Consider the following 17,817-nt stretch of genomic DNA (forward strand, 5'->3'; position numbering starts at 1 on the left):
ATGTGATTTCAACAGGTCAAAAATCCTTCGGGGTCGAATTACCTCGCAAATTCTGGTTGTCCTGCTAATATCTGCATGTTTCGAAGTGTTGATTGCCGGAGATCACCTTATGTCGCGCAGAATAAAATCCGCTCTCGCGTTACTAGTCGGGAATGCCATCGGGTTGTTGCTTGCTTCGCTGCTGCTGGCGGGCTTTGCAATCAAGCCGATCTCGTTCATCGTTGTAGTGATTGTCTTTACGCTGGTTCAAGTCGTAGCCGAACCGTTGATCCTGAAGCTGGGCGAGAAGAAGGCCCCGGCGCTGAAAGGTGGGATCGCACTGATTGTCACATTTGTGGGCTTGCTGGTGACCGATCTGATAACAGCGGGGCTAACAGTTGGCGGTATTTCCAACTTACTGGCAGCGACTTTGCTGGTATGGCTGGGCGCGTTGATCGCCAGCATCGTGCTGCCAATCTACGTGTTCACCGAGCTGCGTGAACCCAAGAAGAAATCATAACGCGTTCAGGCTGGCCTCGATCGCCCGCCACAGTTCTTCTACCGGCTCGCACCCGACAGACAAGCGGATAAAGGCAGGGTCGACCGCATCGCCCCAGCGGGCACGCCGCTCGGCTGAGCTGTGGACACCGCCGAAGGATGTGGCAGGGCGCAACAGGGGGCAGGCGTTGATGAACTGTTCGGCTTTGGCCTCAGACTCCAGCGTGATTGTCAGCAGAAAACCGAACCGAGCGGTTTGGGCAGCCGCCAATGCGTGTGATGGATCACCGGGCAGGCCGGGATAGCGAATGTGTTTCACGGCCGGGTGCGATGCCAACCGTTCGGCTAGAACTTGCGCCGAGTTACACATGCGATCAAACCGCACATCCAGCGTTTCAAGGCCACGGTGCAACAACCACGCCTCGTGCGGCCCAGGTATCGCGCCAGAGACACGGCGCCATTCCTCTACCCGAGCCATGATGTCCACATTGCGGCTGGCGACGTGGCCCATCAATAGGTCCGAATGCCCGCCCATCGCCTTCGTATCCGAACTCACCACCACATTGACGCCAAGGTCCAGTGGGCGTTGGCCCAATGGCGTCATGGTTGTGTTGTCGGCAATCGTGATGCCACCAGCCTCGCGCACGGCCCTGGCGATTGCTGGCAGATCAAGCATGTCCAGACCGGGGTTCGATGGGCTTTCCAAGAACACGACATCAATTCCGTCAAAGCCACCTTCGGCAAAGGCAGTAGTTGGGCGTTCGACGATAGAAACGCCCAGATTTGACAGGAACCGGTCGGCCAGAAGCCGGGTCACATAGTATCCGTCGGATGGGATCAGCAAACGGGACCCTGCTTTGACCGTGGCAAACAACGCAGCCGAAATCGCCCCCATGCCAGAAGGAAAGCTGAGGCAGGGCGCGTTTTCGAGATGCGACAGGACGTGCTCCAGGTGAACCCAAGTCGGGTTGTCGACCCGGCCATAACTGGCGTGACCGTCTGGATCACCTGGCAAATGAAACATGCTGCTTTGGGTCAATGGCAGGGCCACAGGCTCGCCCTTGTCCAACGCGTTTCCGCGCAGGTGGAGCATCTCGCCGATCTTGGGTCTAGTCATAGTTCAGCGTCCCGGAATCTGGTCGCGCGGGGGAGCGGGTTCCCAGTTCTCGATAATCTCGACCGCCTCTTGCGCGGTGTCGACAAAGCGGAACAGGTCCAGATCTTCGTCCGAGATGGTGCCCGCGTCCGCCAGCGCCTCCCAGTTGATGACTTTCTCCCAGAACTCACGCCCGAACAGCAGGAAGGGAACGCGCTCCATCCGTCCTGTCTGGATTAGGGTCAAGGATTCGAACAACTCGTCCATAGTGCCGAACCCGCCCGGGAAAATAGTGATGGCGCGGGCGCGCATCAGGAAGTGCATTTTGCGGATAGCAAAATAGTGGAAGTTGAAGCTGAGATCAGGCGTTACATACAGGTTCGGGGCCTGTTCGTGCGGCAGCACGATGTTCAGGCCGATGGAACAGCCTCCCGCATCCTGTGCACCGCGATTACCCGCTTCCATTACGCCGGGGCCGCCGCCGGTGACGATCACATTCTCACGGCAGCCGGTCTGGTTCGATTTTTCTGTCATCAGTCGCGCAAACTCGCGCGCCTCATCGTAGTACTTTGACAGACCGGCCAAGGTCGCGGTTCGCGCCGTGTGTTTCTGGGCTGGTTCCGGGATACGTGCACCGCCAAACATGACGATGGTCGAGGTGATTTCACGCTCAGTCATGATCATCTCGGGCTTGAGCAACTCCAGTTGCAGGCGAACGGGGCGCAGCTCATCCCGGCACAGGAAATCATCATCAGCGAAGGCAAGTCGATAGGCCGATGACCGCGTCTGCGGCGTGTCCGGCACTTCGCTTGCGGTCGAGCGGTCGGTCTGTGCGTCGCGAAAGGGGCTGAGGCGATCTTCTCTCATAAACGGGGTTCCCTGCTTGCGTGTTTCCAAAACAGCTATAGGGTTCGCGGGAAGAGTGCCAGTCACGGAAAGACAAGAATGGATTGGAAAAGTGAAATATTGGCAGCGCGGGATCGCATTGCCGGACATGCACAAATCACACCTGTGATGCAGAGCAATGCGCTGGGCTATCCGGTCGAGTTGAAGCTGGAGCATATGCAACACACTGGCAGCTTCAAAGCGCGCGGCGCGTTCAACACTTTGCTCAGCATGGATGTTCGTTCGGCGGGCGTGGTGGCGGCATCGGGCGGCAACCATGGAGCGGCTGCGGCCTATGCGGCGCATGCGTTAGGTCATCCGGCGAAGATTTTTGTACCCGAGCTTGCAGGACCGTCGAAGATTTCCCTGATCGAACGGATCGGAGCCGATCTGAGCGTGGTTCCGGGGGAATATGCCAACGCTTTAACCATGGCTCAGGCACATGAGGCTGAATCTGGTGCAATGCAAATCCACGCCTATGACGCGCCCGCAACCGTCGCTGGGCAAGGGACGTGTTTTGCTGAATGGGACGCGCAGGGTTTGCAGGCAGATACCGTTCTGGTCGCCGTCGGTGGCGGTGGCCTGATTGCCGGGGCGCTGGCTTGGTTTCAGGGTGCGCGCAAGGTTGTGGCTGTCGAGCCGGAAACCTCCTGCGCGCTGAATGCTGCCTTGGCTGAAGGTGAGCCGGTTGATGTTTCGGTCTCAGGCATTGCAGCGAATGCGTTAGGCGCACGTCGAATTGGCGATATCTGCTTCGGTCTGGCACAGGGGATGACTTCGGTTTTGGTTCCCGATGAGGCGATAGCGCAGGCCCAGCAGACATTGTGGCAAGCTCATCGAATTTTGGTGGAACCAGCTGGGGCCGCAGCCATGGCTGCGCTGATCTCAGGTGCATATCAGCCCGAACCAGATGAGCGGGTTGCGGTTCTTATCTGCGGTGGGAATATTGCGCCGGACCCCCTGGCTGATTGAATTAACCGCTTGTGGAAACGCGTTGTGAATTTTATCTATAATTAATGAATGCGACCATTGCCGACACGATATATCAAGCGCTGAGCCAGAAAATCATAACCGGCGACCTTGCCGCCGGTGAGAAGTTGCGTCAGGACCATATTGCGCGCGACTTTGATACCAGCCATGTGCCGGTGCGTGAAGCGCTGCTGCGGCTTGAGGCACATGGATTGGCCAAAAGCGAGCCGCGAAAGGGCATGCGTGTCACTGCCTTGGACCCCGCCGAAGTGCGTGAGGTGATCGAAATGCGTGTCGCGCTTGAATCTCTGGCATTGCAGCATTCAGCGCAAAACATGACCCCAACCGCACTGAAAGTAGCTGATCGGGCGCGAAAAGATTGCGATGAGGCTGACAGTATGCCGCAATGGGAAGCGCGGAACAGAATCTTTCACCGAGCTATCCTGACGCCATGCGGCCTACCTCGCCTGTTGCATGCGATTGATGATCTGCATATTGCCAGCGCGCGGCATCTGTTCGCGCACTGGCGACCAAAATGGATGCAGCGGACCGATACGGATCACGCGGCCATAATTCAGGCGTTAAAAAGCAAAGATGTGTCAGCGGCGACATCGATTCTGGTGCGCCATATTCGCCGCGCAAATTGAATTATTTCAGGCAGTTAAGTGCTATTTTTTCACCGCTGAAGATTTTACTTGATTTTTAATAGATAAAAATGATGATCATGAGTCAACTGGTCAATAATTATCTATAAAAGGAAATACAATGAAAACCATGCTGCGATCCGCCTTGCCGACTACCGGTGCGCTCAGCCCGGCGGGACAGATCATCCGTGTCGTGATGGGCATCCTTCTGCTGACAGCCAGCGCAAAAGTCCAAGTGCCATTTTGGCCGGTGCCGATGACCCTGCAGGTCGCTGCCGTCATGGCGATTTCTGCAGCTTTCGGGATGCGCCTCGGATCCGCAACTGTGATTGGCTACATGGTGGCTGGAGCCGTCGGTCTGCCGGTTTTTGCCGGGACACCCGAAAAAGGCATCGGACTGGCCTATATGATGGGCGGCACTGGTGGCTATCTGCTCGGCTTCGTTGTTGCCGCGGCCATCGTCGGATGGGTGGCGGATAATCTGCGCAAGCTGTTTTTGGTCCCGGCCATGTTAGCTGGACTTGTAGCGATCTACGCTCTGGGTCTGGGGTGGCTGGCCCAGTTTGTACCTGCGGACAAAGTGCTGGTTTACGGTTTCAGCCCGTTTATCGTAGGTGATCTTGTAAAGATCGCGTTGGCGGCCGTTATGGTGATTGGCCTGCCAACGGGTTTGATGCAGAAAATCCGCGGGTCGCAAGCGGATGCTTGATACCGGACAGGACATCCGCAGCAACTGGACCGTGGATGAGGTGGAGGCGCTACTGCGCCTCCCGCTGCTGGATCTGGTTGGCCGTGCAAATACCATCCATCGGACGTATCACGACCCGGAAGACATTCAGAAGGCCAGCCTGCTATCGATCAAAACCGGCAGCTGCCCGGAAGATTGTGCCTATTGCCCTCAATCCGCGCATCACCGCGAGGTCGAACTGACCAAAGAGAAATTGATGGACCCCGGGCATGTGGTCTCGCTGGCGAAACGGGCCAGGGATGCCGGGGCCGAGCGGTTCTGCATGGGGGCCGCGTGGCGCCAAGTGCGGGATGGGGAAGAATTCGACAATGTTCTGGAAATGGTTCGGGGTGTTCGCAATCTGGGGATGGAAGCCTGCGTGACACTGGGTATGTTGAAGCCGCATCAGGCCCAACGACTCGCCGACGCGGGACTAACTGCCTACAATCACAACCTTGACACCTCGCCGGAGTTCTATGGTGAGATCATCGGGACGCGCACCTATCAGGATCGGTTGGAAACACTCAGCTATTGCCGTGACGAAGGTATCGATCTGTGTTGTGGAGGTATCATCGGCATGGGTGAAAGTCTGCGGGATCGTGCTTCTCTATTGCGGGTTCTAGCGAGTTTTGACCCACATCCCGAAAGCGTTCCAATCAATGCTCTGATCCCGATTAAGGGCACTCCGCTGGAGCAACGAGAGAAGGTGGGCATCTTCGACCTGGTGCGCATGGTTGCGACCGCACGTATCACCATGCCAGCAACCCGCGTACGCTTGTCGGCGGGCCGGTCTGACTTTTCGACCGCAGAGCAGGCATTGTGTTTTCTCGCCGGCGCAAACTCGGTTTTCTACGGAGATGTTTTGCTGACCGCACCCAATGCTGGAACGCAAAATGACAGGGACATGTTTACAGTTCTTGGCGCAATAGCAGAAGATTGACGCATGTAGGGTTGCTTGCGTCGCATTGCGCCATGGTTTCACCTTGCGTATAGGCCACATCAACGTGAACAGATTCTCTAGGGAGACGCCTATGTCAAACGCGCAACTTGAAGCCGCCATCGAAGCCGCCTGGGACATGCGTGATACGATCACACCGGCCACGACGGGCGAGCAGCGTGAGGCCATCGAGGACACTCTGAATGCGTTGGACAGCGGTTCATTGCGCGTTGCCGAAAAGCAGGCAGATGGCAACTGGCACGTAAACCAGTGGGCTAAGAAGGCCGTTCTTCTGGGGTTCCGTATCAAGGATATGGAGATCCAAAATGGCGGCCCGCAAGCCGGTGGCTGGTGGGACAAGGTCGACAGCAAGTTCGCCGGTTGGGATGAGAACCAGTGGCGCGCTGCAGGTTTCCGGGCGGTGCCCAACTGCGTCGTGCGCAAGTCAGCCTATATTGCACCCGGTGCGGTGTTGATGCCGTCATTTGTGAACCTGGGTGCTTATGTGGACGAAGGCACCATGGTCGATACCTGGGCAACGGTCGGTTCTTGCGCACAGATCGGTAAGAATGTGCACCTGTCGGGCGGTGTTGGCATCGGCGGAGTGCTGGAGCCAATGCAGGCTGGTCCCACCATCATCGAAGATAACTGCTTTATCGGTGCCCGTTCCGAGGTTGTTGAAGGCTGTATTGTCCGCGAAGGCTCGGTTCTGGGCATGGGCGTATTCATTGGCAAGTCGACCAAGATTGTCGATCGCGAAACCGGTGAGGTTATGTATGGCGAGGTTCCGCCCTATTCAGTGGTTGTTGCAGGCTCGATGCCGTCCAAGAACAACGTCAGCCTGTATTGCGCGGTCATCGTGAAACGCGTTGATGAAAAGACGCGCTCGAAAACCGGGATCAACGATCTGCTGCGCGACTGATCCTGAGCTGTTTATTTAAGATTTGGCCGCAGAATAGATGCTGCGGCCAAATCTATTATTGCTTGGGCATCAACCCTAGCACTGTCTGTTGAAAGAAATCTATTGCGGCCTCGCCGCCAGCGCCTATGGCGAGAGCGCCCACTTCGAAGCGCGGAGATTGCATGGATTTTTGCATCTTTTCGCAAACCCAGACATCTTCGGTTTGGAAATCGCCCGTTTCCAACGGGTGTTTGGTCCAGTGCGAGGATTTGATCAGCCCTGTTTCGGCATCGTACCCGGGAATGTCAGACGCGCGGTGCGTGTAAGTAAACCAGCCCTTCGGAGACCAGTTCCGCACCCTTAATCGCATCCTGTTTGCGCTTATGGGTTCCATCGTTGAAATCGAGAATCCCCAGGGATTGGGCGTTAGGATCGTGGTTGGGAACAGCATGTAGACCCCGCCATACCCCGGAGTTTCAGCATTTTTGACGGTTTTCAAACCTGAACCTTTGGCAGAGTTTTCAACGAATTGCGGAATCCTGTGTTTCACACCTTCGCGCTCGGTCGACCACCAAATCATATTTTGACCAAACACCTCCCACAGGTTTTTGTCATGGGTCGGCCCTCCCAGCGTGTCTTTGTGCAGATAGGCGAGATGATAGCCATCAATTGCGTTCTCGAAGAAGACCTTCCAATTGCACTCGATTTCATAAACCACGTTGTCGGGATTTTCCTGCAGCTCGGTCGAGTTCAGATCATGCGGCCAGGGAACCTGATCCAGCCCGCTCAGCCAGTTGTTAAAATCCGCATCCGGGTCAGGATTAACGAAAACAAGATTGCGAAATACGCCCACAGCCGCCCCAAAAAGCGCATTGGATTTCTTGTCGAGATCAGGAAAGCACTCACGCTGGGCAGGAACTCCGCGCAAAGCACCGTCCAGATTATAGACCCAGTTGTGATAGGGGCAGACAATGGTTTTGCCTGCATTTCCGCATCCTTCCAGAAGTTCTGTGCCACGATGGCGGCAAAGATTGTGAAACCCGCGTAACTCACCATCGGCGCCTTTGATGACAATTACGGAATTTGCTCCGGCTTTGATCGTGCGAAAATCTCCGGGTTCAGGAAAATCCATTGTCACACCGGCAAAGGTCCAGCAGCGGCTGAAGATTTGTGCTTGTTCAACCTGAAACCAATTCTCTGAAACATAGGCTTCTCGTGGTAGTCGGTTTTTCGGTTTGTCGGGTAGCGATGCCGGGGCTTGCATGTCACTTCCTTAGATTGTCAAAAATGATAATTGCCATTATTGACAATAATACGATTTGTCCAGTATCCAATTTCAAGATTTCGACCGAAGGATAAGGCGGGCAGATGAAACCTGGAAACAGCCTAAGGCATCACAAATGGATGACTATCGCGGCTGTGCTGGTGCTGTTGGCATCAACACTGGCGGGGGTATATGCGATCTGGGGCGTGGTTTTTGTGTACTGGGGCGTTCTGGCAATTCGATCAGGGCAGGCCTTTCTTGTTGAAGCTATTGAGCGCAGAGAGAACCCGGTTTTATTCTGGGTGCTAACGGCGATGTGGTTCGGCTTCGGAGTACTTTACATCCTGACGGACATTTTCCCCACTCAGACCGCCTGAATGAATAGCTCATGCCCAGAACCAGTTTGAAAAACGTTCGTACGCAGGAAATACTGAGCGCATTTACCAGATGTGTCGCGCGGTATGGATTGGATGGCTCTACACTCGCCCGTATCTCCGAAGAAGCGGGGATCGCGCGGCCTCTGCTTCGTCACTACCTTGGCAATCGCGAAGAAATGATCCAGCGCCTGCTGGACCATGTTCTGAGTGATTTTGCTACGCGGACAAAAACCTTCTTCGATATGTTGCCAGCAACAGAGCGCATTGATGCTTTGATCGAAGCGTTGTTTGGACGCGTTGATTATTCTTCTGAAAGCGCCGCCGTTTTTGCGGCTTTGGTTGCGGCCTCGGAGCGACACAAAGAAATTCGCAAACCCTTGTTGCGCTTCGTATACGAGTTTGAAGATCGTATCGCTGCTGAGATCCGCGCTGAGAATACAAGCGCTGATCCGAATCTTGTGGATGTCGCGGCTGCAGGGATCACAGCGATTTACTTCAATACAGATGCGGTAATGCCCTTGGTTCCAAAGGAAGGGTGGCGCGACAGGCAGCGCGCAGCCGCATTGGTTTTGCTGGAAGCGGCCTGCCAGAGCGGTCGGACCTGAGTTGACCCACACTCTGGCTCAGCGTATTGCGGGCCTTATGCAGAAGCAAAAGAAACCCTCGCGTCAGCAAGTCTATACTCTTCTGGTTCAGATTGGCCGGAAGGATGGAGATGGTTTGCCAAAAGACGCAACCGGAGCCGCGCTGATGTGCTTTGCCAGCGGTGTGGATGAGGCAGAAGCCGTGCGTGAAACGGTGGCGATTTTAAAACAGGCCGATACCGCTCCTCTGGATGTCACCGGCTACGGCACGCTTGCCGAGCGTGAAGCGCAGGGGCACGATATCGATCCGGATGAGCGGGCATTGATGCAGCGGGCGCTGGACGAAAACGCCGTCATAGTTGCGCAGATGACGCCATTCTTTGGAGACGAGAGCCCGGCTTAGTTTCGCGCTCCGAACCATTTGCGGTAGATTTCATCATAGGTACCGTCTTCGCGAAGAGAGAGAAGCGCCTGGTTGACGTCTTCAACCAAAGGCGAACCGGTTGGGAAGGCGATGCCATAATTTTCGCGTAGGAAAATCCCGCCGGTCATACTTGCCGTTCTTCGACCCTCATGACTGGCGTAATAGGACAGAATGGGCGCATCGAATACGACTGCATCCAGATCCTTGTCTTTGAACGCAGCCAGCATGTCCTGAAGGTCGGCATAGCCCGTGAACTCGATCTCGCGGCGGTTCAGAAAGTTGGCTGCTGTTGAATCAGAGATGGTTCCGACTTGCTTGCCATAGAGGTCATTAACCGAATTCACGCTGCCGGTGATCGCATCTACAGTCATCACCGATGTGATCCGGGCCGTAAACACCGATACGATGAACAGCGAGGAAACAACCAGCACAACCCCCAGAATGCGCCCAAACGGCGTGCGAGGCATCCGCTCTTCAAATCCGCCATTAACCACGAGGTTGAGCGCCCACCAGAAGGAAGGGAACCAAGCCTCATTCAGTTTCCGGTCAAAATAGGGCTGCGCGCGTTTCTCGAAACTCCACATCAGCATGCCGCCGCCCAGAAGAATGGCAAAGGCCAGACCAATGGCGATGAACAGCTCGCGCGACAGCAGGGCGTGCAGTAAAGACGGTTGTCGCGCTGCCTCGGACGGAACCATGATCTGTAGTCCGGCTTCAAAGATGGGCTGCGTAAAATCCATGCGGGTTTCACGCATGGCGGTGATCGAAATATTCGCAATCGCCAGATCGGCTGACCCGTCCTGAACGGCCCCCAGCATTTCGCCAAAGCTCTCGACCCGGTTGATCGAATACTCCCAGCCCAGCGACTCAGATAACGCCGCCAGCAGGTCCATCGAGAAACCGGTCTGGACCCCGTCCTCGACAAACGAGAACGGAGGGCGGGTCACAGTTGTAACCGTGAGGGTCTGAGCCTGGCTTTGCTGCGCGAGAGTCGCGAAAGTCAGGCAGATCAATGCGAAGAAGACGCGCTTCATTTGGAATCACCTGTTTCGCGGCCCTCTAACCCAGTTCGGGGCAGCGCGGCAAGGCAGCCGCAGGGTCAAGGCTCATGTTTTATTGGGGTGCTAAAATCGAAGTCTTTGGATTTTGGATTGGAAATCTGACTATTCGGGGTTGGCAAGCTGGGCAATTCGTTGAATCTGTGCACGAACACCGGCATCCATCAGAACAAGAGGCCCGTTATGACCGATCCAGTTGAGCTGACCGCAAATCTGATCCGTTGCCCTTCGGTCACACCCGAAGAGGGCGGCGCGCTGGTTTTACTGCAACGTGAACTCGCAGATGCAGGTTTTGAATGCACCCGTGTGGATCGCGGAGGTGTCAGCAACCTATTTGCGCGTTGGGGGAAGAAAGGGCATGCTCGCAGCTTTGGCTTCAACGGCCACACAGATGTTGTTCCGGTGGGTGATGAGGCCGCTTGGACTGCGCCCCCATTCGGAGCAGAAATTCGTGATGGAGTAATGTATGGCCGTGGTGCAACGGACATGAAATCGGGTGTGGCGGCCTTTGCCGCAGCAGCCATTGATTTTGTGCGCAATACGCCTCCGGATGGTGCGGTGATTCTGACAATAACAGGTGATGAAGAGGGTGATGCGGTCGATGGCACTGTCGCCCTGCTGGATCACATGGATGCGACGGATGAGCGGATGTCGGTCTGTCTAGTAGGGGAACCAACCTGTCCGAATAAGATGGGTGAAATGATGAAGATCGGTCGGCGCGGCTCGATGTCAGCTTGGTTTACCGCGACCGGGGTGCAGGGGCATTCTGCTTATCCGCACCGGGCGAAAAACCCATTGCCAGCAATGGCGCGGTTGATGGATCGGCTGGCCAGTCGCGAGCTGGATCAGGGGACCGACCACTTTGATGCCTCAACATTGGCCGTGGTGACGATCGATACGGGCAATCCAGCGACGAACGTCATCCCGGCGCAATGCTCTGGAACAGTGAACATCCGGTTCAATGACCTGCACTCGGGCGCCGGCCTGAGCGACTGGTTGAAATCCGAGGCTGAATCAGTTGCCAAGGCGTTTGGAGTTGAAATCGAAACCAGGATCAAAATCTCAGGTGAGAGCTTTCTGACTCCTCCGGGTCGGCTCTCGGATTTGGTAGCGTGCGCCGTTGAGGCAGAAACAAATATCTGCCCCGAGCTTTCAACCACTGGCGGCACTTCGGATGCCCGGTTCATCAAGAACCATTGCCCAGTGGTCGAATTCGGGCTGGTCGGGCGCACGATGCATCAGGTTGATGAGTGCGTTGAGGTGGCACAAATTCATCAGCTCAAGGCAATATACGCGCGTATTCTATCGGATTATTTTGCCTGATTGATGCAAAAGACTTTGGTCATCATGGTGAAAGAGCCACGTCCGGGGCGGGTGAAAACCCGTCTGGGACGCGATATTGGCATGGTCGGTGCGGCTTGGTGGTTTCGACATCAAACGCGGTCACTTGTCCGACGCCTGCGCGATCCGCGCTGGCAGATTGTTCTGGCGGTTACTCCGGATCGGGAGGGGATGAAAAGCCGTGTCTGGCCCGTCGATCTGCCGCGTAAGCCGCAAGGGCGCGGAGATCTCGGTGATCGTATGGGGCGGATGCTGCGCGGTGCCCCCGATGGGCCAGTATGTTTGATCGGTGCAGATATTCCGGGGATTACACGCGGACACATTGCGCGGGCCTTCGGCGCATTGGGCCGGGCTGAAATCGTGTTCGGGCCAGCCCCTGACGGGGGCTATTGGTTGGTCGGTGCGCAGCGTTATAGCGCGTTGCCGTCAGGGATGTTCAACAACGTGCGCTGGTCGACTGAGAACGCTTTGGCCGACACGCTGGCTTCGGTAAATGGACGTCGAGTGACGTTGCTGGATCACCTGCGCGATGTGGATACCGTGGCCGATCTGCACGGCTGACCCGACAGGCCGCTTTTTGGTCATGACGCGGTCGCATGCCCGTGCTAGGCCAAACTCATGACACGCATTCCGACCAAGCAAGAGGTCCTCGATTGGATCTCGGCGAACCCTACCCTGACCTCGAAACGTGATATCGCCAAGGCCTTTGGCATCAAGGGCGCAGATCGGATCGACCTGAAGCGCATTCTGAAAGAGCTTGAGGCCGAGGGCCATCTGGAAAAGCGCAAGCGCAGCTATCGCGATCCGGATCGCCTGCCGCCGGTCAGCGTATTGCAGGTGAAGGCTCCGAACGCGGATGGCGACCTGTTTGCTCGGCCGTTGGAATGGCACGGTGAGGGGGTCGAGCCCATTATTCTGCTCATCACCCGCGCCAGCGATCCGGCATTGGGCGAGGGTGACCGCATTCTGGCCCGTCTGACCGTTGTGCACGAGGAAGACCACAATTACGAGGCACGTCTGATCCGCCGTATCGGCACCAACCCGCGCAAGGTCGTTGGCATTTTCCGCAAAGGGGCCGAGGGTGGCCGGATCGTACCTATCGACAAGGCTGGTTCCACCGAATGGCTGGTCGCGGACGGGGCCGTTCTGGGCGCCAAGGACGGTGAGCTGGTTGAGGCCGAGCAGGCCGGACCCAAGAACCGCATGGGCCTGCCACGCGCGCGCATTGTTGAACGGCTTGGCGATCCGACCGCGCCCAAGGCTGTCTCATTGATCGCCATCCACCAACATGGCATTCCTGACGATTTTCCGGACAAGGTGATTGAAGAGGCCGACAAGGCCAAACCTGTTGGCCTAAAAGGGCGCGAAGACCTGCGGGATATGCCCTTGCTGACGATCGATCCTGCGGATGCACGGGACCATGACGACGCCTGTTATGCGCACGCAGACGATGACCCGAAGAATAAAGGTGGCCATGTGATTTGGGTCGCCATCGCCGATGTGGCCGCCTATGTGACACCCTGTACGGCGCTGGATCGCGAGGCGCGCAAGCGGGGCAACTCCAGCTATTTCCCGGACCGTGTGGTGCCGATGCTGCCGGATCGCCTATCCGGCGATCTGTGTTCCCTGCACGAAGGCGTCCCGCGCGCTTGTATAGCGGTTCGGATGCAGATTGATACCGAGGGTAATAAGATCGACCACCGGTTCGTGCGCGGCCTGATGCGCTCTGCCGCCTCGCTGAACTATACCGAGGTGCAGGAAGCGATCGATGATAACCCGAACGACCGCACCGGGCCGTTGCTGGAAACCGTTCTGAAACCGCTCTATGCCGCCTATACCGCATTGAAAAAAGCGCGGGCGGAGCGCCAGCCGTTGGAACTGGACTTGCCTGAACGTAAGATCGTTCTGAGCGACGCAGGCGAGGTGACCAGCGTCGCGTTCCGTGACCGGCTGGATGCGCATAAGTTGATTGAGGAGTTCATGATCCTCGCCAATGTCGCCGCCGCCGAGACCCTGATCTCCAAACGCCGCCCGCTGTTGTTCCGCGTCCACGAAGAGCCCGCACCTGAGAAGCTGGAAAGCCTGAGAGAGACGGCGCAAGCAGCAGGTTTGAATCTGGCCAAAGGGCAGGTGTTGCAGACCCGCCACCTGAACGCGCTGCTGAATGCTGCCGCGGGTACCGAAGATGCCGAGCTGATCAACCTAACCACTTTACGGTCGATGGCACAGGCCTATTACAACCCTGAAAACTTTGGACATTTTGGGCTGGCTCTGCGGAACTATGCGCATTTCACCTCACCCATTCGTCGCTATGCTGACCTGATCGTGCACCGCGCGCTGATCACGGCCCATGGCTGGGGCAAGGACGGGCTGACCGAGGAGGAAATCGCGCGGCTGAAGGAAACGGCCACCCATATCTCGGACACGGAACGCCGATCGATGATGGCCGAGCGCGATACGACTGATCGCTATCTGGCGGCCTATCTCAGCGAGCGGGTCGGCAATGAGTTCACCGGCCGTATCAGCGGCATCGCGCGTTTCGGGGCCTTCGTGAAGATGGACGAGACCGGAGCGGACGGTCTGGTGCCCGTGCGCTCGCTAGGGCGTGAGTTCTTTCATTTTGACCGTGAAGCCGGGACGCTGATGGGTTCGGATACCGGCCTGATTATTGCCATTGGTCAGCGTGTCACCGTGCGGCTGACCGAGGCAACGCCTGTAACCGGCGGATTGGAATTGGAACTGCTCTCTATCGATGATCAAGCCCTGCCACGAGGACGCGGTCCAACCAAACGCGGGTCGCGGCGCAAGGCGGTCAGCACCAAGCGCAAGAAGGACAAAATCAAGCGAAAGGTTGAACGTAAGCGCCGTCAGAGGTGATAGGTTAGCGCGCGCGCAATGAGCCAGCCATGGCGCGTTGGATCAATCTGATCAGTCGTATTGAACAGAATGGCGCGATTGCCATCGATCTGATCTTCATCGGGAAAAGCAGAAGTGAAATCCCCCATCAGTCTGCTCTGGCAGTGCACGAACAACGCAAACCGAGCGGCTTTGTGTCCGCCCAGTCGGATCGTTGATCCCTTGGGTGCCAAATAGGCTGGCTGCCCCCACCGCAACGCTTCTTCCAGCGGCTGAGCCCGCGGTAGCGAGGCCGCAGTATCGAAAATCAACTCGCGCAGCATAAGTGCTCCTGTGCGAGTTTCTTCTGGCAGCGCCTCGTAGGCTGCGGCGACTTTTGCATCCTCAAAGGGTGTCATGACAATGGGATCGCCTGTTCCATTCGATCGATATAACTGTTGAGCAACTTATCCTGTTTGATCCGGCGGGTCAGGGGGGTGTCGGACGGTGTCGCGCGCATCGCGGCCAGCATTGGACCGACGCTCATGTCCGCCGAGGTCGGTTCCTCACCCATCAGGTAGGGCGATTGCCAAAGGTAGGTTGAGATAGCTTCAAGGTCTCGCTCTAGTCGGTCCTGTCGCTCGGCGGGTGAGAAACGGGAAACTCCTTGAAAGGCCAACCCTTTGACAACGGATTTACGGATTGAGTTCGAAACCGGCTTGCGGATCAGTGCTGGAATGACTGTGAAGAACGTATCGCGCAGGATTGGCCAGACCTCATCATTGGCCCAGCGATCCCGGACGACATGGAAGTAAAGATGTTCCTCGGCCATGCGGATTAGGGTACGGGATTGGGCTTTTTGCAGGCCATTCAAACCGGCATCGAAATCTGCACCCTGAGACTCGAGCCACTCGCGGATCAAGTCGCTGTCGGGGATCAGGCGCTCGGGTGTGCGCAGAACCGGCAGTTTCTGATGCGGCATCTTGCGGGGGTCCAAAAGGTCGGACCGCTGCCAGCGCTGTCCTGCCCGTTGAAGCATCAGGGCGGTTTTCACACAGAACGGGCTGGCACTGAACAGGCCGAACGCAGAGGGGAAAGTAAGAAGGGTCAGCATCATCAGCTCCATAATTGGGATGTCCGAGGGATACGCCTGACTAATGACAGTTTCTGACATTAGGTTTAGGTTAGTGTGCAGTATGTCTCGTACCGCTCGCCTGTTTCAGTTAATGCAAGCCCTGCGTTCTGGCCCATCACCCAGAACGTCGGTCCAGCTGGCACAGGATTTGGGCGTTTCACCGCGTACAATACATCGGGACATCGATGCTTTGCGTGCTCTGGGGGCCGTAATAGACGGCGAGGCCGGGTTTGGGTTTACCCTGATCGAAGATGCAACTTTGCCACCTCTGGGTTTTACCAATGACGAGCTTGAAGCGTTGGTATTAGGTCTACGAGAGGTGCAGTTGATTGGCGATCCGGCGCTGTCTGATGCGGCAAGCGAGGCCTTGCGAAAGCTGCAGGGCCGGTTGCCGCAGCGCCAATCCCACCGACTAAGCCATGCGGTTCTGACTGCCACGCGGTTTGACAGGCCAGCGGTGCCAACAATTGATGTTGCAGTCCTGCGCCAAGCAGCATGGGACGAACGCGCAATTGAGTTTGCTTATACCGATGCCAAGGGCGCGGAAACCCGGCGTCGGGTCAATCCACTAAGTATTGTCTACATGGATCGCGCCAGCGTTCTGCTCAGCTGGTGTCACTTGCGCGAGGATTTTCGCGTTTTCCGGCTGGACCGTATGCAAGACATGGATGTGTCCGACGAAAGTTTCCGCCCCAAGCGCGTGTCGTTACTGCGAGAGGCGATTGCCCGCATTCGTGCTGAACACGAGGCGCAGGAACAGGAAAGCTAATTTTCTACATTTTGAGAAATACCGATTGTGCGCTATCATTGAGCCTGAGCAGTAATCAGGAATAATCGGAATGCGTAAGTGCGTAGGTGGCGTCATGACCGCCGCATTATGGGCATCCATCGTGCAGGCGGATACAACAGACAAATCGATACGGCCTCTGGCCCGACCATTGGTCGACAATATTCAACTGGCTTCGGCAGACGTGATGGTTTCGGTAAGACCAGTATTGCGTCCTGAGGTCGAGCACTATCGCGTATCAGCCGAAGGGAACGCGCGATTCCAGGCTTGGCTTGGAGCGTTTCGCGAGCGGGCCCGCGCTCAAGGAATCTCGGCCCGGACGCTGGACCGGGCATTGGCCGGGGTGACCTATGACAGCGACATCATCAAACGAGATCGCAATCAGGCCGAGTTCTCAAAACCGATCTGGGAGTATTTGGATTCGGCAGTTTCAAAAACGCGGATTTTGAATGGTCGTACGGGCTTGGACCAGCACCGGGAGACTCTGACCCGGATTGAGGCGCAATATGGCGTTGAAAAAGAGGTTGTCACCGCTATTTGGGGGCTCGAAACCTCGTTTGGAGCTTATCGGGGTGGCAAGCAAACTATCAGATCGCTCGCGACACTGGCCTTTGATGCACGGCGGGCGAGTTTCTTTGAATCCCAGCTTATCGCGGCCCTTCAGATCCTGCAGGCCGGGGACGTGGATGCTGTGAATATGGTCGGCAGTTGGGCCGGAGCGATGGGGCACACGCAGTTCATGCCGACCTCATTTCTGGATCACGCAGTAGATTTCGATGGCGATGGACGCCGCGATATTTGGTCGGATGATCCAACTGATGCTCTGGCGTCGGCCGCTGCCTATCTGGCAAAGCATGGATGGACCAAAGGCCAACCATGGGGGGTAGAGGTCAAGTTGCCATCCGGCTTTGATTATGCAGATGCAAGACGAGACGTTACACTGACGCCGTCAGAATGGGCGGCCCGAGGAGTTCTGGCGCACACAGGCCAGGTGGTGCCCGACTATGGAAAAGCGGCAATTCTGTTACCAGCGGGCGGCCGTGGTGTTGCTCTGATGATTTTCGACAATTTCAAGGTGATCGAAGCATACAATGGTGCCGATGCTTATGTGATCGGGATCGGGCATCTGTCTGACCGAATTGCAGGCGGTGCTCCGTTTCAGGCCGAATGGCCACGTGGAGATCGCGTGCTGAGTTTTACCGAAAAGAAAGAGTTGCAGCGTCGGTTGACGCAGGCTGGGTTTGATACTCAAGGGATTGATGGTCGCACCGGACCGAATACGATCAATGCTGTCCGAGCGTTCCAGGTTGCTCAAGGGCTGGTTCCGGACGGGTACCCGTCGCTTAGTCTGCTGGAGCGGATGCGTTGAAAGTAAG

The 17,817-nt window shown here is 56.7% G+C and carries 20 protein-coding genes; 14 read left to right on the forward strand and 6 right to left on the reverse strand.

The genetic code is table 11. The annotated features are described in order from the left end of the window. Positions 1-109 precede the first annotated feature (109 nt). Complete coding sequence (locus ACR3EJ_RS06005) at positions 110-499, forward strand: hypothetical protein (protein WP_010440684.1); 390 nt, start codon at positions 110-112, stop codon at positions 497-499. Here ACR3EJ_RS06005 and ACR3EJ_RS06010 read toward each other — a convergent pair. Both ACR3EJ_RS06010 and ACR3EJ_RS06015 read right to left on the reverse strand, forming a co-directional pair. Continuing rightward, entirely contained in the window at positions 494-1,594 is a 1,101-nt protein-coding gene (locus tag ACR3EJ_RS06010; protein WP_170545378.1) for a cystathionine gamma-lyase, read from the reverse strand. The genes ACR3EJ_RS06005 and ACR3EJ_RS06010 overlap by 6 nt on opposite strands. Positions 1,595-1,597: 3 nt before the next feature. After that, positions 1,598-2,440: an LOG family protein gene (locus ACR3EJ_RS06015; protein WP_170545375.1), complete on the reverse strand. Its 843-nt coding sequence runs from the start codon at positions 2,438-2,440 to the stop codon at positions 1,598-1,600. A 78-nt stretch (positions 2,441-2,518) separates the two neighbouring features. Here ACR3EJ_RS06015 and ACR3EJ_RS06020 point away from each other — a divergent pair, with 78 nt between their 5' ends. The 5 genes from ACR3EJ_RS06020 (at position 2,519) to dapD (ending at position 6,657) form a co-directional block, all read left to right on the forward strand. After that, positions 2,519-3,430 (forward strand): threonine/serine dehydratase, encoded by a 912-nt coding sequence (locus ACR3EJ_RS06020; protein ID WP_170545372.1) that lies wholly within the window; start codon positions 2,519-2,521, stop codon positions 3,428-3,430. 44 nt (positions 3,431-3,474) lie between these two features. Continuing rightward, positions 3,475-4,074 (forward strand): GntR family transcriptional regulator, encoded by a 600-nt coding sequence (locus tag ACR3EJ_RS06025; RefSeq protein ID WP_170545369.1) that lies wholly within the window; start codon positions 3,475-3,477, stop codon positions 4,072-4,074. A 118-nt stretch (positions 4,075-4,192) separates the two neighbouring features. Beyond that, positions 4,193-4,780, forward strand: coding sequence for a biotin transporter BioY (locus tag ACR3EJ_RS06030; RefSeq protein ID WP_170545364.1), 588 nt, complete (start codon positions 4,193-4,195; stop codon positions 4,778-4,780). Then, entirely contained in the window at positions 4,773-5,738 is a 966-nt protein-coding gene (bioB, locus tag ACR3EJ_RS06035; RefSeq protein ID WP_170545361.1) for a biotin synthase BioB, read from the forward strand. Before ACR3EJ_RS06030 ends, bioB begins: the two co-directional genes overlap by 8 nt. 91 nt (positions 5,739-5,829) lie before the next feature. After that, the gene (dapD, locus tag ACR3EJ_RS06040; RefSeq protein WP_010440698.1) at positions 5,830-6,657 is read left to right on the forward strand and encodes a 2,3,4,5-tetrahydropyridine-2,6-dicarboxylate N-succinyltransferase; all 828 of its coding nucleotides are present in this window, start codon (positions 5,830-5,832) and stop codon (positions 6,655-6,657) included. A gap of 55 nt (positions 6,658-6,712) precedes the next feature. Here the strand turns inward: dapD and ACR3EJ_RS06045 are convergent, their stop codons facing one another. Then, positions 6,713-7,900: an aromatic ring-hydroxylating oxygenase subunit alpha gene (locus ACR3EJ_RS06045; RefSeq protein ID WP_170545358.1), complete on the reverse strand. Its 1,188-nt coding sequence runs from the start codon at positions 7,898-7,900 to the stop codon at positions 6,713-6,715. 104 nt (positions 7,901-8,004) lie between these two features. On the opposite strand from ACR3EJ_RS06045, the gene ACR3EJ_RS06050 reads away from it, so the two are divergent. Genes ACR3EJ_RS06050 through ACR3EJ_RS06060 form a run of 3 tightly spaced genes read left to right on the forward strand, consistent with a single transcriptional unit; the run spans position 8,005 to position 9,264 of the window. Then, positions 8,005-8,277, forward strand: a complete 273-nt coding sequence (locus ACR3EJ_RS06050) for a hypothetical protein (RefSeq protein ID WP_260023317.1) — start codon at positions 8,005-8,007, stop codon at positions 8,275-8,277. A gap of 11 nt (positions 8,278-8,288) precedes the next feature. Further along, on the forward strand, positions 8,289-8,882 hold the full coding sequence (locus ACR3EJ_RS06055; RefSeq protein WP_170545355.1) for a TetR family transcriptional regulator: 594 nt from the start codon (positions 8,289-8,291) through the stop codon (positions 8,880-8,882). Between the two features lie 37 nt (positions 8,883-8,919). After that, complete coding sequence (locus ACR3EJ_RS06060) at positions 8,920-9,264, forward strand: hypothetical protein (RefSeq protein ID WP_010440705.1); 345 nt, start codon at positions 8,920-8,922, stop codon at positions 9,262-9,264. Here ACR3EJ_RS06060 and ACR3EJ_RS06065 read toward each other — a convergent pair. Continuing rightward, positions 9,261-10,319, reverse strand: a complete 1,059-nt coding sequence (locus ACR3EJ_RS06065) for a transporter substrate-binding domain-containing protein (RefSeq protein WP_010440707.1) — start codon at positions 10,317-10,319, stop codon at positions 9,261-9,263. The two genes, ACR3EJ_RS06060 and ACR3EJ_RS06065, sit on opposite strands and share 4 nt — an antisense overlap. 207 nt (positions 10,320-10,526) lie before the next feature. On the opposite strand from ACR3EJ_RS06065, the gene dapE reads away from it, so the two are divergent. From dapE to rnr, 3 genes are read left to right on the forward strand one after another with little or no spacing between them, the layout of a single operon-like run. Next, positions 10,527-11,666 (forward strand): succinyl-diaminopimelate desuccinylase, encoded by a 1,140-nt coding sequence (gene dapE / locus ACR3EJ_RS06070; protein WP_170545352.1) that lies wholly within the window; start codon positions 10,527-10,529, stop codon positions 11,664-11,666. 3 nt (positions 11,667-11,669) lie between these two features. After that, positions 11,670-12,245: a TIGR04282 family arsenosugar biosynthesis glycosyltransferase gene (locus ACR3EJ_RS06075; RefSeq protein ID WP_170545349.1), complete on the forward strand. Its 576-nt coding sequence runs from the start codon at positions 11,670-11,672 to the stop codon at positions 12,243-12,245. Positions 12,246-12,302: 57 nt separating this feature from the next. Beyond that, on the forward strand, positions 12,303-14,561 hold the full coding sequence (rnr, locus tag ACR3EJ_RS06080) for a ribonuclease R (protein WP_170545346.1): 2,259 nt from the start codon (positions 12,303-12,305) through the stop codon (positions 14,559-14,561). On the opposite strand, the gene ACR3EJ_RS06085 is transcribed toward rnr, so the two are convergent. Continuing rightward, positions 14,552-14,938 carry a DUF1801 domain-containing protein gene (locus ACR3EJ_RS06085; RefSeq protein ID WP_170545343.1) on the reverse strand — a complete coding sequence of 129 codons (387 nt, stop codon included), beginning with the start codon at positions 14,936-14,938 and terminating at the stop codon, positions 14,552-14,554. The genes rnr and ACR3EJ_RS06085 overlap by 10 nt on opposite strands. Then, the gene (locus tag ACR3EJ_RS06090) at positions 14,935-15,633 is read right to left on the reverse strand and encodes a glutathione S-transferase family protein (RefSeq protein ID WP_480422861.1); all 699 of its coding nucleotides are present in this window, start codon (positions 15,631-15,633) and stop codon (positions 14,935-14,937) included. The genes ACR3EJ_RS06085 and ACR3EJ_RS06090 overlap by 4 nt, the downstream gene beginning before the upstream one ends. Positions 15,634-15,715: 82 nt before the next feature. On the opposite strand from ACR3EJ_RS06090, the gene ACR3EJ_RS06095 reads away from it, so the two are divergent. Both ACR3EJ_RS06095 and ACR3EJ_RS06100 read left to right on the forward strand, forming a co-directional pair. Beyond that, complete coding sequence (locus ACR3EJ_RS06095; RefSeq protein WP_170545337.1) at positions 15,716-16,423, forward strand: helix-turn-helix transcriptional regulator; 708 nt, start codon at positions 15,716-15,718, stop codon at positions 16,421-16,423. A 70-nt stretch (positions 16,424-16,493) separates the two neighbouring features. Then, complete coding sequence (locus ACR3EJ_RS06100; protein ID WP_170545334.1) at positions 16,494-17,810, forward strand: lytic murein transglycosylase; 1,317 nt, start codon at positions 16,494-16,496, stop codon at positions 17,808-17,810. Positions 17,811-17,817: the final 7 nt, after the last annotated feature.

Source organism: Ruegeria sp. AB11 (genome assembly GCF_056536325.1).

Coding starts and splice junctions, on each gene's coding strand:
- ACR3EJ_RS06005 (WP_010440684.1), top strand. CDS start 110: ATGTCGCGCAGAATAAAATCCGCTCTCGCGTTACTAGTCGGGAATGCC.
- ACR3EJ_RS06010 (WP_170545378.1), bottom strand. CDS start 1,594: ATGACTAGACCCAAGATCGGCGAGATGCTCCACCTGCGCGGAAACGCG.
- ACR3EJ_RS06015 (WP_170545375.1), bottom strand. CDS start 2,440: ATGAGAGAAGATCGCCTCAGCCCCTTTCGCGACGCACAGACCGACCGC.
- ACR3EJ_RS06020 (WP_170545372.1), top strand. CDS start 2,519: ATGGATTGGAAAAGTGAAATATTGGCAGCGCGGGATCGCATTGCCGGA.
- ACR3EJ_RS06025 (WP_170545369.1), top strand. CDS start 3,475: ATGAATGCGACCATTGCCGACACGATATATCAAGCGCTGAGCCAGAAA.
- ACR3EJ_RS06030 (WP_170545364.1), top strand. CDS start 4,193: ATGAAAACCATGCTGCGATCCGCCTTGCCGACTACCGGTGCGCTCAGC.
- bioB (WP_170545361.1), top strand. CDS start 4,773: ATGCTTGATACCGGACAGGACATCCGCAGCAACTGGACCGTGGATGAG.
- dapD (WP_010440698.1), top strand. CDS start 5,830: ATGTCAAACGCGCAACTTGAAGCCGCCATCGAAGCCGCCTGGGACATG.
- ACR3EJ_RS06045 (WP_170545358.1), bottom strand. CDS start 7,900: ATGCAAGCCCCGGCATCGCTACCCGACAAACCGAAAAACCGACTACCA.
- ACR3EJ_RS06050 (WP_260023317.1), top strand. CDS start 8,005: ATGAAACCTGGAAACAGCCTAAGGCATCACAAATGGATGACTATCGCG.
- ACR3EJ_RS06055 (WP_170545355.1), top strand. CDS start 8,289: ATGCCCAGAACCAGTTTGAAAAACGTTCGTACGCAGGAAATACTGAGC.
- ACR3EJ_RS06060 (WP_010440705.1), top strand. CDS start 8,920: ATGCAGAAGCAAAAGAAACCCTCGCGTCAGCAAGTCTATACTCTTCTG.
- ACR3EJ_RS06065 (WP_010440707.1), bottom strand. CDS start 10,319: ATGAAGCGCGTCTTCTTCGCATTGATCTGCCTGACTTTCGCGACTCTC.
- dapE (WP_170545352.1), top strand. CDS start 10,527: ATGACCGATCCAGTTGAGCTGACCGCAAATCTGATCCGTTGCCCTTCG.
- ACR3EJ_RS06075 (WP_170545349.1), top strand. CDS start 11,670: ATGCAAAAGACTTTGGTCATCATGGTGAAAGAGCCACGTCCGGGGCGG.
- rnr (WP_170545346.1), top strand. CDS start 12,303: ATGACACGCATTCCGACCAAGCAAGAGGTCCTCGATTGGATCTCGGCG.
- ACR3EJ_RS06085 (WP_170545343.1), bottom strand. CDS start 14,938: ATGACACCCTTTGAGGATGCAAAAGTCGCCGCAGCCTACGAGGCGCTG.
- ACR3EJ_RS06090 (WP_480422861.1), bottom strand. CDS start 15,633: ATGCTGACCCTTCTTACTTTCCCCTCTGCGTTCGGCCTGTTCAGTGCC.
- ACR3EJ_RS06095 (WP_170545337.1), top strand. CDS start 15,716: ATGTCTCGTACCGCTCGCCTGTTTCAGTTAATGCAAGCCCTGCGTTCT.
- ACR3EJ_RS06100 (WP_170545334.1), top strand. CDS start 16,494: ATGCGTAAGTGCGTAGGTGGCGTCATGACCGCCGCATTATGGGCATCC.